14 protein-coding genes are annotated in these 12982 nt (G+C 70.5%); 8 read left to right on the forward strand and 6 right to left on the reverse strand.

Annotated elements, in window-relative coordinates; genetic code table 11:
* Complete coding sequence (locus ACFY36_RS05505; RefSeq protein ID WP_499744674.1) at positions 1–519, forward strand: hypothetical protein; 519 nt, start codon at positions 1–3, stop codon at positions 517–519.
* Here the strand turns inward: ACFY36_RS05505 and ACFY36_RS05510 are convergent.
* From ACFY36_RS05510 to ACFY36_RS05530, 5 genes are read right to left on the reverse strand one after another with little or no spacing between them, the layout of a single operon-like run.
* Positions 501–929, reverse strand: coding sequence for a hypothetical protein (locus tag ACFY36_RS05510; protein WP_499744675.1), 429 nt, complete (start codon positions 927–929; stop codon positions 501–503). The genes ACFY36_RS05505 and ACFY36_RS05510 overlap by 19 nt on opposite strands.
* A 4-nt stretch (positions 930–933) precedes the next feature.
* Positions 934–2385 carry an acyl-CoA synthetase gene (locus ACFY36_RS05515; RefSeq protein WP_499744676.1) on the reverse strand — a complete coding sequence of 484 codons (1452 nt, stop codon included), beginning with the start codon at positions 2383–2385 and terminating at the stop codon, positions 934–936.
* Entirely contained in the window at positions 2382–2837 is a 456-nt protein-coding gene (locus ACFY36_RS05520) for a MaoC family dehydratase (protein ID WP_499744677.1), read from the reverse strand. The genes ACFY36_RS05515 and ACFY36_RS05520 overlap by 4 nt, the downstream gene beginning before the upstream one ends.
* Entirely contained in the window at positions 2834–3715 is an 882-nt protein-coding gene (locus tag ACFY36_RS05525) for an amidohydrolase family protein (protein WP_499744678.1), read from the reverse strand. Before ACFY36_RS05525 ends, ACFY36_RS05520 begins: the two co-directional genes overlap by 4 nt.
* Complete coding sequence (locus ACFY36_RS05530; RefSeq protein WP_499744679.1) at positions 3708–4703, reverse strand: SDR family NAD(P)-dependent oxidoreductase; 996 nt, start codon at positions 4701–4703, stop codon at positions 3708–3710. Before ACFY36_RS05530 ends, ACFY36_RS05525 begins: the two co-directional genes overlap by 8 nt.
* 74 nt (positions 4704–4777) lie before the next feature.
* On the opposite strand from ACFY36_RS05530, the gene ACFY36_RS05535 reads away from it, so the two are divergent.
* Positions 4778–5212, forward strand: a complete 435-nt coding sequence (locus ACFY36_RS05535; protein WP_499744680.1) for a MarR family winged helix-turn-helix transcriptional regulator — start codon at positions 4778–4780, stop codon at positions 5210–5212.
* 62 nt (positions 5213–5274) lie between these two features.
* Positions 5275–6450 (forward strand): thiolase family protein, encoded by a 1176-nt coding sequence (locus ACFY36_RS05540; RefSeq protein ID WP_499744681.1) that lies wholly within the window; start codon positions 5275–5277, stop codon positions 6448–6450.
* 89 nt (positions 6451–6539) lie between these two features.
* On the opposite strand, the gene ACFY36_RS05545 is transcribed toward ACFY36_RS05540, so the two are convergent.
* On the reverse strand, positions 6540–7265 hold the full coding sequence (locus ACFY36_RS05545) for an SDR family oxidoreductase (RefSeq protein ID WP_499744682.1): 726 nt from the start codon (positions 7263–7265) through the stop codon (positions 6540–6542).
* Between the two features lie 81 nt (positions 7266–7346).
* Between ACFY36_RS05545 and ACFY36_RS05550 the strand changes: the two genes are divergently transcribed.
* The 5 genes from ACFY36_RS05550 to ACFY36_RS05570 all read left to right on the forward strand — a co-directional run bounded on the left by ACFY36_RS05550 (position 7347) and on the right by ACFY36_RS05570 (position 12981).
* Entirely contained in the window at positions 7347–7901 is a 555-nt protein-coding gene (locus ACFY36_RS05550; protein ID WP_499744683.1) for a TetR/AcrR family transcriptional regulator, read from the forward strand.
* 94 nt (positions 7902–7995) lie between these two features.
* The gene (locus tag ACFY36_RS05555) at positions 7996–8490 is read left to right on the forward strand and encodes a formate dehydrogenase subunit gamma (RefSeq protein WP_499744684.1); all 495 of its coding nucleotides are present in this window, start codon (positions 7996–7998) and stop codon (positions 8488–8490) included.
* Entirely contained in the window at positions 8487–10025 is a 1539-nt protein-coding gene (locus ACFY36_RS05560) for a formate dehydrogenase beta subunit (protein WP_499744685.1), read from the forward strand. The genes ACFY36_RS05555 and ACFY36_RS05560 overlap by 4 nt, the downstream gene beginning before the upstream one ends.
* Complete coding sequence (gene fdhF, locus ACFY36_RS05565; RefSeq protein ID WP_499744686.1) at positions 10022–12775, forward strand: formate dehydrogenase subunit alpha; 2754 nt, start codon at positions 10022–10024, stop codon at positions 12773–12775. Before ACFY36_RS05560 ends, fdhF begins: the two co-directional genes overlap by 4 nt.
* Positions 12775–12981, forward strand: coding sequence for a formate dehydrogenase subunit delta (locus tag ACFY36_RS05570; protein ID WP_499744687.1), 207 nt, complete (start codon positions 12775–12777; stop codon positions 12979–12981). The genes fdhF and ACFY36_RS05570 overlap by 1 nt, the downstream gene beginning before the upstream one ends.
* Position 12982: the final 1 nt, after the last annotated feature.

The following is a 12982-nucleotide window of genomic DNA, read 5'->3' on the forward strand; positions in this document are numbered from 1 at the left end:
GTGACCACATCGCCGCCCCTGGCCGATCCGACGGTGTTCCGCGTGCGCACCGGACGGTTGCTCCTCGCGGCCCCGATCGGCGCCGCGGCCGGTGTCGCCCTGCTGTGGCTGGCCGGCGCCGCGCTCGGCATGGACGTGGGGTGGTCAGGCTTCGCCACGACCGTCTCCGGCGCGGCCCTCGGCGCCTTCGCGGGAAACGCCGCCGTGAACTGGAGCCGCCGACGGGCCTGGATCCGCGTGTCCGCCGCCGGCGTCGAGCTGGCCGCCCACGGCACGGGCGTCCTCATCCCGTGGGAGGACATCGCCGCGGCCCGCGTGCGCCGCCCCGGCCCGCTGGCCGTGCTCGAGGTCGAGCCGCGCGACCTGCACGCCATCCGCGTCGCCGAGCCCAGCCGGGACCTGCCACGGATCCGCTACCGGGGCGGCCGGGCCGTGCTCACCATGGACGCCGGTTTCTTCCACCCGGGCCCGGCCGAGCTCGCCGCGGCCCTGGCGGCGGCTCAGCAGACCCAGCAGTAGAGCGACTCCCCGGCCCGCTGCGCCTTGGCCGCGGTGGCGGCCAGCTCGCCGACGATCTCGTGGCCCAGCTGCTCGTCGAGGGCTTCGCCGTCCGCGGCCCGCAGCGAGATCCACTGCTCGGCCGCACCCGACAGCGTCTCGCTGCCGGCCCGGGCCAGCGCCTCGACCACCACCGCCGGAACGCGCAGTAGCATGGGCCCGCCGTCCCCGCTGATGATCTCCGGCCCGCCCTCGTCGAGGACCTCCTCGAGATCGCGGCCGGTCAGGATGCTCTCGAGCTCTTCGAGCGTCGACCACACGTCGAAGTTGCCGTAGGTGATCGGCTCGAACCTCGCCCCAGGTCCCTCTTCCGCGACACCGGCGGCGACCGCGTCATCGGCGGCCACGAAGAACTTGATAATCGAGCTCACCCGGTCATGATGCCCTATGCGGGCCGCCTCTCCGGAGGGCGGACTTGCGGACCTTGTCGGAACCGGTGCGGGGAAGATCCCGTACGACCTCGAAGTGGCTCGGGATTTTGTATTTGGCCAGGCGGGCCCGGAGGAAATCGCGGAGGTCGTCGAGGTCGATGTGGTGGCCTGGGGCGGGCACCAGGAAGGCTTGGCCGGTCTCGCCCCAGCGCGCGTCGGGAACGCCGATCACGGCGGCCTCGGCGATGGCGGGATGGGCGAAGAGGGCGGCCTCGACCTCGGCCGGATAGACGTTCTCGCCGCCCGAGATGTACATGTCCTTGAGGCGGTCGAGGATGTGGAAATGGCCGCCGGCGTCGACCGAGGCGATGTCGCCGGTGTGCAGCCAGCCGTCGGTGAAGGCGGCGGAGGTGGCGGCTGGATCGTTCCAATATCCGAGGGTGACGTTCGGGCCGCGCACCAGCACCTCGCCGGGATCGCCGTCGACCCGCACCTCGGTGAAAAAGACGGGGACGCCGGCCGAGCCGACATGCGAGGTGCTCTCGCGGGCCTCCAGAAACGTGGCGCCGGGCGCGGTCTCGGTCATGCCGTAGCCCTGGCAGAACGTCAGCCCGCGTTCCTGAAAGGCGAGGATCAGGGCTTCGGGTACGGCGGCGCCTCCCGCCATCAGGCTGCGCAGCGAAGTGAGGTCCGCGCCGGCCCAGCGGGGCGACCGGGCCAGCGCGGCGTACATGGCGGACACACCGAACATCCACGTGACGCGCCGCGCCGCGATCAGATCGAACGCGGCGTCGACGTCCCAGGCCGGCATGATCACCGAGCGGCCGCCCTTGAGGAAAGTGGGCAGCAGACATTGATTGAGCGCGGCCACATGGAACAGCGGCGCGCCGATCAGCGTCACCTCGTCGCCCGCCACATCGACGCCGACGAGCAGGTTGTAGCAGTTCCACACCACGTTTCCGTGGGTGAGCACGGCGCCTTTCGGCCGTCCGGTGGTGCCCGACGTGTAAAGGATGAACGCGGGGTCGTCGAGCGCGACCGGAACCTCGATCGGCGTGCTTTCCCCGCCCGCGAGCCATTCCTCGTACGACGCCAGCGACATGACCGTGGGCGCGGTGGCCTCGGCGCATTCCGGCGCGTGGATGAGAAAGCGTGCGCCGGAATGCTCGAGCTGATAGGCGACCTCGGGAGCGGTGAGCCGGAAATTGAGCGGAACGAAGACCCCGCCCAGCAGATGGGTGGCGAACATCGTCTCGACGAAGGCCGGATGATTCGGGCCCAGATAGGCGACCCGGTCACCCGGCCCGACGCCCGCGGCGCGCAATCGGTGGGCCAGCCTGGTGGTCCGGTCCCGCATTTGGCGGTACGTCGTCACGCGCGACCCGAAGACCAACGCGACCCGATCGGGCGAGATGGCCGCGCGCCGGGCCGGCCACGAGCCGAGCCCGGCGTTCACGCGTAGTGGCGGTAGACGGGACGGGCGACGAGCGCGGGCTTGCCGGAGCCGTCGACCTCGACGGTGAAGTCGAGCAGCATCTGCACGCCGTTCCCGGCCACCTCCGTCACCTCGGCGACCACCGCGGCGAGCCGGATCTTGGCGCCGACTTTCACCGGCGCCGGGAACCGCACCCTGTCCAGTCCGTAGTTGACGCTCATCTTCACGCCCTGGATGTCGAGCAATTGGCCGAACAGCGGGATCACCAGCGACAGGGTCAGATAGCCGTGCGCGATGGTGCCGCCGAAAGGCCCGCTGCGGGCGCGCTCGACGTCGACGTGGATCCATTGGTGGTCACCGGTGGCGTCGGCGAAGCGGTCCACCCGGTCCTGGGTGATTTCCAGCCAGTCGCTGTGGCCGAGATCCTGGCCGGCGAGAGCCTTCAGCTCGTCCAGTCCGGTGGCGGTGATCATGCGTGCTCCTTCGTCAGCCCGAGCAGGCGGGCGGCGTTGTCCTTGAGGATTTTCGGGCGTACGGATTCTTTGATGTCCAGGGCGGCGAAATCGGCCATCCACCGGTCCGGGGTGAGGACCGGATAGTCGGATCCGAAGAGCACCTTGTCCTGCAGCAAGGAGTTGGCGTAGCGGATCAGCTGGGGCGGGAAGTACTTCGGGGACCAGCCGGACAGGTCGATGTGGACGTGTTCCTTGTGTGTGGCCACGGCGAGGGCCTCGTCCTGCCAGGGGAAGGACGGGTGGGCCAGGATGATGCGCAGATCCGGGAAATCGACCGCGACGTCGTCGATGAGCATGGGGTTGGAGAAACGCAGCCGGATGCCGCCTCCGCCGCGCACCCCGGCGCCGATTCCGGTCTGCCCGGTGTGGAAGAGAGCCGGGACCCCGAGTTCTTCGATCGCCTCGTAGAGCGGATAGGCGAGCCGGTCGGACGGGTCGAAGCCCTGGAGGCTCGGGTGGAACTTGAAGCCCCGCACGCCGTGGTCGGTGACCAGGCGGCGGGCCTCGAGGACGCCGGCGCGGCCGCGGTGCGGGTCGATCGAGGCGAACGGGATCAGCACGTCGGAGTGCGCCGAGCACGATTCGGCGACCTCTTCGTTGGCGATCCGCGGATGGCCGGTCAGATGCTCGGCGTCGACGGTGAAGACGACGGCCGCCATGCGCCGCTCGCGGTAGTACGCGGCCATCTCGTCGATGGTCGGCTGCCGATGACCGTGTGCCTTGAAGTACGCCTCGGACGCGGCCAGCAGCTCCCCACTGAGCGATTGATGGCCGTTCCTGCTCACTTCGGCATGAGTGTGCACGTCGATGGCGTCGATCCGCTCCAGGTCAATCATCGGAACGCGCCGCCGGAGCCGGGATGCCGTACGTCTCGAGGTCGCCGAAGTCGTGCCCGGCGATCGCGTCGGCCGACCAGCCGCCGTCAGCGAACGCGACGGTCTTCTCCTGCGGATGCGCCCACAGGGCGAGGCGGTCGCCGCCGACGCCGATGGCCTGGCCGGTGAGGTGGCCGGAGGCGTCCGAGGCGAGGTAGACGATCAGGCCGGTGACGTCGTCGACCGAGCCCAGGCCCTCGTCGCGGCGCAGCCACGCGGGATAGGGCTCGCCCTTCTCCAGCACGGGGGCGAACGCCGGGATGGTTTTGGTCATCTCGGTCGCGGCCACCGGAACGACGGCGTTCACGGTGATGTTCGAACGTGCACATTCGAGCGCCCACGTGCGCGCCATCGCGGCGATGCCGGCCTTGGCCGCCGCGTAGTTGGTCTGGCCGAAGTTGCCCCGCTGCCCGGCTGGCGACCCGATGAGGATCAGGCGCCCGCCCGTCCCCTGGGCCCGCATCTGGATCACGGCGGCCCGCGCGCAGGTGAAGGTGCCGCGCAGATGCACATTGACGACCGCGTCGAAGTCCTCGTCGCTCATCTTCCAGAGCACGCGATCGCGCAGAATCCCCGCATTGGTGACGAGCACATCAAGCCGCCCGAACTCCCGGACCGCCGCCTCAACCAGCCGCTCGGCCGTGGCAGCATCACCCACCGCCCCAACGACCCCGACGACGCGCGCGCCCACCCCGGCCGCGTGGTCGCCGGTCGCGGTGGTCCCGCCCGCCTGCTCGCCGGTCCCGCCCGCTTGCTCAGCGGCCTGGGAGCCTGCCTCGGTCGAGCCGGCGATCAAGGCGCTGAGTTCGGCCACTGCGGCGTCGACGGCCTTCTGGTCGATGTCGTTGACCACCACCGACGCGCCCGCGGTGGCCAAAGCTCTCGCGTATGCCAGGCCCAGGCCCCGGCCGCTGCCGGTGACCAGCGCGACCTTGCCGTTCAGATCCATGTTCGCCTCCATCAACAGGAAACCTGATCGTTGACGACGATCAGGTTTCCTGTCAATGGCGTAGAGTGGCGCCCATGGAGAAACTTCCCGGCCCGTCGCTGCTCTACCTGGTCAAGCAGCTGGAACTGGCAGTTCGGGCGCGGCTGGACGAAATCGTCCGGGCCGGTGGCGTCACCGCCCTGCAATACACGGCGCTGACCGTGCTCGAGCGGCACGACGGGCTGTCGGCGGCGCAGCTGGCGCGCGACTCGTTCGTCACCGCGCAGACCATGGCCGACATGGTCCGGGCCCTGGAGAGCCGCGGGCTGATCCGCCGCGAGCGCAACCCTGGCAACCGGCGTGAGCTGCTCATCCACCTCACCGAGCAGGGGCGTGGGCTGCTCGCGCAGTATGCGAAGCCGGTGCGGGAGCTCGAGGAGGAGATGACCGGGCGGCTCACCGAGGCGCAGACAGCCGGCTTCCGGCACGCGCTCATCGGCAGTTGGCAGGCTCTCGCATCCATATCGTGAAGCTCTCAATCGAGTTCGATTCAGTATTGGTGCCCCATCGCGCCCGGGCCTAGGTTGGGGAGATGAGCTCGGCTTATCTGTACGCCGCTGTCCGCACCCCGTTCGGCCGCTTCGGTGGTGCCCTGGCCGAGTCACGGCCGGATGATCTGGCGGCGGCCGCGCTCACCGGCGTACTGGGGAAGGCTCCTGACCTTGATCCTGGGTCCATCGGCGATGTCGTGTGGGGATGCGCGAACCAGGCGGGCGAGGACAACCGGAACGTCGGGCGGATGGCCGTGCTGCTGGCCGGGCTGCCTGTGGAAGTGCCGGCCACCACGGTGAACCGGCTCTGCGGCTCGTCGCTTGACGCGGCGATGATCGGCTCGCGGGCCATCGAGACCGGCGACGCCGACGTCGTGGTGACCGGCGGCGTCGAGTCGATGACCCGCGCGCCGTGGGTTTTGCCGAAGCCGTCGAAGGCGTTCCCGGCCGGCAATGTGACGGCGGTGTCGACCACGCTGGGCTGGCGGCTCGTGAACGAGAACATGCCGAAGGAGTGGACCGTCTCGCTGGGCGAGGCGAACGAGATGCTGGGGGAGAAGTTCGGCATCTCCCGCGAACGGCAGGACGAGTTCGCCGCCAGCTCCCACAACCTGGCCGACGCGGCGTGGACGGCCGGGTTCTACGACGATCTGATCGTGCCGGTCGGCGGGCTGACCCGCGACGAGGGCATCCGGCCGGGGTCGACGGCGGCGAAACTGGCCGGGCTGAAGCCGTCGTTCCGCCCGGACGGCACGATCACGGCCGGCAACGCGTCCCCGCTGAACGACGGCGCCTCGGCCGTGCTCCTGGGGTCGGAAGAAGCGGCCGGGCGGATCGGCCGTGCGCCCCTGGCCCGCGTCGCCGGCCGGGGAGTGTCGGCCGTGGAGCCGCCGATGTTCGGCTACGCCCCGGTCGCGGCGGCCGATCGCGCGCTGGCCCGCGCGGGCATCACCTGGAACGACGTGGCGGCCGTGGAGCTGAACGAGGCCTTCGCGGTCCAGTCGCTGGCCTGTGTCGACGCCTGGGGCATCGACCCGTCCATCGTGAACGCCAAGGGTGGCGCCATCGCCATCGGCCACCCGCTGGGCGCCTCCGGCGGCCGCATCCTGGGCACGCTGGCCGCCCGCCTGCGCGAGTCCGGCGACCGCTGGGGCGTGGCCGCCATCTGCATCGGCGTCGGCCAGGCCCTTGCGGTCGTCCTCGAAAACGCGGCGTAGCGGCGTCGGTCAGGCCCTGGCGGTCGTCCTCAAGAACGCGGCGTCGGCCAGGCCGTCGCGGTCGTCGAAGGCGCGGCGTAACGGCGGCGTCAGCCCGCCATCGCGGCGATCTGCTCGTCGATCCAGGGGTAGAGCTGCTCGGCCGGCGTGTTGAGGCGGGACTTCAGATAGCGCGTCTGCTCGTCGGCCAGGACCTCCAGGGTGCCCTCGTCGACGGCGTCGTAGGCCTGGGTCACGACGCTGGCCGGGGTGACCTTCGGGACGTCCCAGCCGGCCGACATCGGGGTGTCGATCATGCCGACCAGGAGGCCGATGACCTGGGTCCGCTGGGGGCGGAGCTCGGTGCGCAAGGCGTTGGTGGCCGACCACATCGCGGCCTTGGAGGCGGCGTACCCGGTCGGCATCGTGACCCACGCGGCCGAGGACAGGATGTTGAGCAGCGTGCCGCCGCCGTTGGCCGCGAGCACCGGGGTGAAGGCGCGCGCGACCCGCAGCGTACCGAAGAAGTTGGTCTCGAAGATCTGGCGGAGCTGCTCCTCCGGCCCGGAGATCGAGTCCTCGAACGGCGCGACGGCCGCGTTGTTGACCAGCAGATCGACGCCGGGGGCGGCCTCAGCGGCCATGGCGGCGTCGTCCGGGCTGGTGAGGTCGAGGGTCAGCGGCCGGACGCGCGCGTCGTCCCACTGCTTGGCCGAGCGGGCGGCGGCGTAGACCCGGGCCGCGCCACGCTCCAAGGCCTGCCGCACGAACTGCTCGCCGAGGCCGCCGTTGGCGCCGGTCACGAGCACCGTGCGGCCGTCGAGTGACTTGCTCATCTAGACTCCTTCAGGAAGTGGGGAGTGCCCCCGGAAATGACTATGTGGGGACGCTCCCCAGATAGTCAAGAAGGAGTGTCCATGGCTACAGTCCGGCGTCCGCTGCGCGCCGACGCGCAGCGCAACCGGGACGCGATCCTGGCCGCGGCCCGGGAGGTCTTCGACGCCGAGGGAGTGATGGCCTCGCTCGACGGCATCGCGCTGCGGGCCGGCGTCGGCAATGCCACGCTCTACCGGAACTTCCCGACCCGCGACGACCTGCTGGCCGCGGTCATGGAGTCGGCCATCGGCGCCGCCCTGACCGAGGCCGGCGAGCTGGCCCGCGCGCTGGCGCCGCGTGAGGCGCTGGCCGAGTGGCTGGTCCGGCTCACCTGGCAGTTGCGCATCTGGCACGACCTGCCGTACTGCCTGGCCAGCGCTCGCGCCGCCGGCGCCTCGCCGGTGCAGCCGGCGACCGATCCTCTGGTGAGCCGCACCGAGGCCTTCCTTCGGGCCGCCGGCACCTCAAAGGACGTCACTGCTGATGAGGTGTACGAGCTGCTGCTGGCCCTGTCGTGGGCGGTCGACCGCTTCGGCGACGACGAGGCGGCGGCCCGGCGCCGGGTGACCCTGGCGACGGCCGGCGTCCTGGCCTGACCGTCCGCCGCGGGCGAGCGGGGCGGACTGCGCTCCAACATTGCATACCGTATTCAAATGGCAGTATGGTGGATCCGCGAACCGATCGGTGTCGATGGGAGGCGGGATCGTCGTGGTCAGTCCTGGCACTTCGCTCACGGATCGGGTGCGCGCGCTGGTCGCGGCGCATCGAGGCGATCGCGGCGCGCTCATGCCGATCCTGCACCGCATACAGGCCGAGTTCGGCTATGTCGACGCCGACGTCGTGCCGCTGCTGGCGGCCGAGCTGAACATCTCCCGCGCCGACGTGCACGGTGTGATCACCTTCTATTCCGACTTCCGGTCCGAACCCGCGGGCCGGACCGTGCTCAAGCTGTGCCGGGCCGAAGCCTGCCAGTCGGTGGGCGCGGAGCAGCTGATCGCGCACGCCGAGCGGGTCCTGGGCGTCAAGGCCGGTCAGACCACCCCGGACGGTTCGGTCACCTTGGAACAGGTCTTCTGCCTCGGCAACTGCGCTCTCGGCCCGGCCGGTCAGGTGAACGAAAAGGTGCGGGGACGGCTCAGCCCGGCCCGGCTGGACGCCCTTCTCACGGAAACGGTGAGCCGATGACCACGACGGTCTACGTGCCCCGCGACTCGGCCGCGCTGTCCCTCGGCGCCGACGAGGTCGCGGCCGAGCTGGAAAGGGCGGCCGACCGCCCGATCCGGGTCGTCCGGAACGGCTCGCACGGCATGCTCTGGCTGGAGCCGCTGGTGGAGGTGGTCACCGAACGCGGCCGGGTCGGCTACGGCCCGGTCGAGCCGGGCGCGGTCCGTGATCTGGTCGCCGCCGGCCTGTTCGACGGGGCCGACCACGAGCTGTGCCAGGGCGTGGTGGCCGAGCTGCCGTGGATGCGCGACCAGACCCGGCTCTGTTTCGCCCGGGTCGGCGTGACCGATCCGCTGTCGCCCGAGGACTACGTGGCCCATGGCGGGCTGACCGGTCTGCGGCGGGCGCTCGGTATGCCCACGGCCGACGTGGTCGCCGAGGTCACCGACTCGGGGCTGCGCGGCCGCGGCGGCGCCGGCTTCCCGGCCGGCATCAAGTGGAAGACCGTGGCCGGCACTCCCGGGCCGCTGAAGTTCGTCTGCTGCAACGCCGACGAGGGTGACAGCGGGACCTTCGCCGACCGGATGCTGATGGAGGGTGATCCGTTCACCCTCATCGAGGGAATGACGATTGCGGCGTACGCCGTGGGCGCCACCGAGGGCTACATCTACATCCGCTCCGAATATCCGGACGCCGTGAACACCATGCGGGCGGCCATCGCCGTGGCCCGCGAGCAGGGCTGGCTCGGCGAGGACATCCTCGGCCAAGGGCTGCGGTTCGAGCTGTTCGTGCGGGTCGGCGCGGGGGCGTACATCTGCGGTGAGGAAACCGCGATGCTGGAGAGCCTGGAAGGCAAGCGGGGCATGGTCCGCGCGAAGCCGCCCATCCCGGCCATCACCGGCCTGTTCGGCAAGCCGACAGTGGTGAACAACGTGCTGACGCTGGCCTCGGTCCCGGCCGTGCTGGCCGGCGGCGCGGCGGCGTACCAGGCGCTCGGGGCCGAGAGGTCGCGCGGCACCCAGGTGTTCCAGCTGGCCGGCAACGTCGCGCGCGGCGGCGTGTTCGAGACCGCGTTCGGCATGACCCTGCACGAGCTCGTCCACACCTACGGCGGCGGCACACGGACCGGCCGGCCGGTGCGCGCGGTGCAGGTCGGGGGCCCGCTCGGGGCGTACCTGCCGGCGGACGGCCTGGAGCTGCCGATGGAGTACGAGGCGTTCGCCGCGGCCGGCGCGATGCTGGGACACGGCGGCGTCGTGGTCTTCGACGACACCGTGGACATGGCGTCGATGGCGCGGTTCGCCATGGAGTTCTGCGCCGAGGAGTCCTGCGGCAAGTGCACGCCCTGCCGGGTCGGCGCGGTGCGGGGCGTGGAAGTGATCGACAAGATCGTCGCCGGGCAGGACCCGGACGACAACCTGGCCCTGCTCGGCGATCTCTGCGAACTGATGACCGACGGGTCGCTGTGCGCCATGGGCGGCCTGACCCCGATGCCCGTACGCAGCGCCCTGCTGCACTTCGCCGACGACTTCGGCCCCCGAGGAGGACATTCATGAGCCTGCTGAAGGAACCCGACCTCGGCACTCCCGCCCGGCCCGGCCCGGTCACCGTCTCGATCGAGGTGGACGGCCTGCCGGTGACCGTGCCCGAGGGCACCTCGGTGATGCGGGCGGCCGCGCTGACCGGGATCGACGTCCCGAAGCTCTGCGCCACCGACAGCCTCGAGGCGTTCGGCTCGTGCCGGCTCTGCCTCGTGGAGATCGACGGCCGTCGCGGCACCCCGGCCTCCTGCACCACGCCGGTCGCCGAGGGCATGCGGGTGAGCACCCAGACGCCGAAGCTCGAGAAGCTCCGGCAGGGCGTGATGGAGCTCTACATCTCCGACCACCCGCTCGACTGCCTCACCTGCTCGGCCAACGGCGACTGCGAATTGCAGGACATGTCCGGCGCGGTCGGCCTGCGGCAGGTCCGTTACGGGTACGACGGCGCCAACCATCTCGACGAGAAGACCGACTCCAGCAACCCGTACTTCGACTTCGACGCCTCCAAGTGCATCTCCTGCTCCCGGTGCGTGCGGGCCTGCGGCGAGGTGCAGGGCACGTTCGCGCTGACCATCGAGGGGCGCGGTTTCGAGTCGAAGGTCTCGGCCGGTGGCACCGACTTCATGAGCTCCGAGTGCGTCTCCTGCGGCGCCTGCGTGCAGGCCTGCCCGACGGCGACGTTGCAGGAGAAGTCGGTGATCCAGCTCGGCATGCCGAGCCGCAGCGTGATCACCACCTGCGCGTACTGCGGGGTCGGCTGCTCGTTCAAGGCCGAGCTGCGCGGGGCCGAGCTGGTCCGGATGGTGCCCTACAAGGACGGCGGCGCCAACGAGGGACACTCGTGTGTCAAAGGGCGCTTTGCCTTCGGCTACGCCACGCACCCCGACCGGGTGCTCACCCCGATGATTCGCGAGCGGATCACCGACGAGTGGCAGCCGGTCGACTGGGACACCGTCATCAATTTCACGGCGGCCCGGCTGCGTGACATCCAGTCACGGCACGGCGTCGGGGCGATCGGCGGCATCACCTCCTCGCGCACCACCAACGAGGAGGTGTACGTGGTGCAGAAGATGATCCGGGCCGCGTTCGGCAACAACAATGTGGACACCTGCGCCCGGGTCTGTCACTCACCGACCGGATACGGCCTCAAGCAGACCTTCGGCACCTCGGCCGGCACCCAGGACTTCCGGTCGGTCGCCCAGTCCGACGTGATCATGGTGATCGGCGCCAACCCGACCGACGGGCACCCCGTCTTCGCGTCCCGGATGAAGCGACGGCTCCGCGAGGGGGCCAAGCTGATCGTGGTCGACCCGCGCCGGATCGACCTGGTCCGGTCGCCGCACATCGAGGCCCAGCACCACCTTCAGCTCGCGCCCGGCACCAACGTGGCCATGGTGAACGCGATGGCCCACGTCGTGCTGACCGAGGGGCTGGCCGACCGGTCGTTCATCGACGAGCGGTGCGAGGACTTCGACGACTGGGCCGCGTTCATCGCCCGGCCCGAGAACAGCCCGGAGGCGGTCGAGGAGCTCACCGGGGTGCCGGCCGAGGAGGTCCGGCGGGCGGCGCGGCTGTTCGCCACCGGCGGCAACGGCGCCATCTACTACGGCCTCGGCGTCACCGAGCACAGCCAGGGCTCGACCATGGTGATGGGCATGGCCAACCTGGCCATGGCCACCGGCAACATCGGCCGCGAGGGCGTCGGGGTCAACCCGCTGCGCGGGCAGAACAACGTGCAGGGCTCCTGCGACATGGGTTCGTTCCCGCACGAGCTGCCCGGATATCGGCACGTCTCCGACGACGCCGTGCGCGGGGTGTTCGAGAACATGTGGGGGAGCACCCTGCAGGCCGAGCCCGGCCTGCGGATCCCCAACATGTTCGACGCCGCCATCGAGGGCAGTTTCCGGGCGCTCTACGTGCAGGGCGAGGACATCGCGCAGTCCGACCCGAACATCAAGCACGTGCACGCGGCCCTCGCCGCGCTCGAACTGGTCGTCGTCCAGGACCTGTTCCTCAACGAGACGGCCAAGTTCGCCCACGTCTTCCTGCCCGGCACGTCCTTCCTGGAGAAGGACGGCACCTTCACCAACGCCGAACGGCGGATCAACCGGGTACGCCCGGTGATGGCGCCCAAGACCGGCAAGCACGAGTGGCAGATCGTCGCCGAGATCGCCGAGGCCATGGGTTACCCGATGCGCTACGACGACCCGAGCGAAATCATGGACGAGATCGCCGCCCTCACGCCGACGTTCGCCGGGGTCTCCTTCGCCACGCTCGACAAGCTGGGCAGCGTGCAGTGGCCGTGCAACGAGAACGCCCCCGAGGGCACCCCGATCATGCACCGGGACGGCTTCGTCCGGGGCAAGGGCCGGTTCGTGGCGACCCCGTTCGTGCCGACGCGCGAGCGCAGCACCCGGAAGTACCCGCTGATCCTGACCACCGGGCGGATCCTGAGCCAGTACAACGTCGGTGCGCAGACCCGGCGTACGGCAAATGTCTCCTGGCATCCGGAGGATGTCCTCGAGATCCATCCGCACGACGCGGAGGTCCGTGGCATCAACGACGGTGACGAGGTCTCGTTGACCAGCCGGGTCGGCGCCACCACCCTGCGCGCGGTTCTGGCCGACCGGATGCCGGTCGGCGTGGTCTACACGACGTTCCACCATCCGGTGACCGGCGCGAACGTCGTCACCACGGAGAACTCCGACTGGGCCACCAACTGCCCGGAATACAAGGTGACCGCGGTCCAGGTCGGTCGAGGCTGATGTCACCTCAGGTCCGCATGATCAACGACATCGCCGTCCAGTTCCGGCACCAGGCGCCCGAGGCGGCCGCGGTGGCCATCGCGGAACACATCCGGGCCTTCTGGGACCCGCGGATGCGCACCGAGCTGGCGCGGCGACTCGAATCCGAGCCGCAGACGCTGGACCCGCTCGCCCTCGCCGCCGCCCGGCTACTGACGAAAGCTTAGG

The sequence above is a fragment of the Actinoplanes sp. NPDC000266 genome (genome assembly GCF_042899005.1).
Taxonomy (GTDB): Bacteria; Actinomycetota; Actinomycetes; order Mycobacteriales; family Micromonosporaceae; genus Actinoplanes.

Coding starts and splice junctions, on each gene's coding strand:
- ACFY36_RS05545 (WP_499744682.1), bottom strand. CDS start 7,265: ATGAGCAAGTCACTCGACGGCCGCACGGTGCTCGTGACCGGCGCCAAC.
- ACFY36_RS05570 (WP_499744687.1), top strand. CDS start 12,775: ATGTCACCTCAGGTCCGCATGATCAACGACATCGCCGTCCAGTTCCGG.
- ACFY36_RS05525 (WP_499744678.1), bottom strand. CDS start 3,715: ATGATTGACCTGGAGCGGATCGACGCCATCGACGTGCACACTCATGCC.
- ACFY36_RS05550 (WP_499744683.1), top strand. CDS start 7,347: ATGGCTACAGTCCGGCGTCCGCTGCGCGCCGACGCGCAGCGCAACCGG.
- ACFY36_RS05520 (WP_499744677.1), bottom strand. CDS start 2,837: ATGATCACCGCCACCGGACTGGACGAGCTGAAGGCTCTCGCCGGCCAG.
- fdhF (WP_499744686.1), top strand. CDS start 10,022: ATGAGCCTGCTGAAGGAACCCGACCTCGGCACTCCCGCCCGGCCCGGC.
- ACFY36_RS05530 (WP_499744679.1), bottom strand. CDS start 4,703: ATGGATCTGAACGGCAAGGTCGCGCTGGTCACCGGCAGCGGCCGGGGC.
- ACFY36_RS05540 (WP_499744681.1), top strand. CDS start 5,275: ATGAGCTCGGCTTATCTGTACGCCGCTGTCCGCACCCCGTTCGGCCGC.
- ACFY36_RS05555 (WP_499744684.1), top strand. CDS start 7,996: ATGGGAGGCGGGATCGTCGTGGTCAGTCCTGGCACTTCGCTCACGGAT.
- ACFY36_RS05560 (WP_499744685.1), top strand. CDS start 8,487: ATGACCACGACGGTCTACGTGCCCCGCGACTCGGCCGCGCTGTCCCTC.
- ACFY36_RS05535 (WP_499744680.1), top strand. CDS start 4,778: ATGGAGAAACTTCCCGGCCCGTCGCTGCTCTACCTGGTCAAGCAGCTG.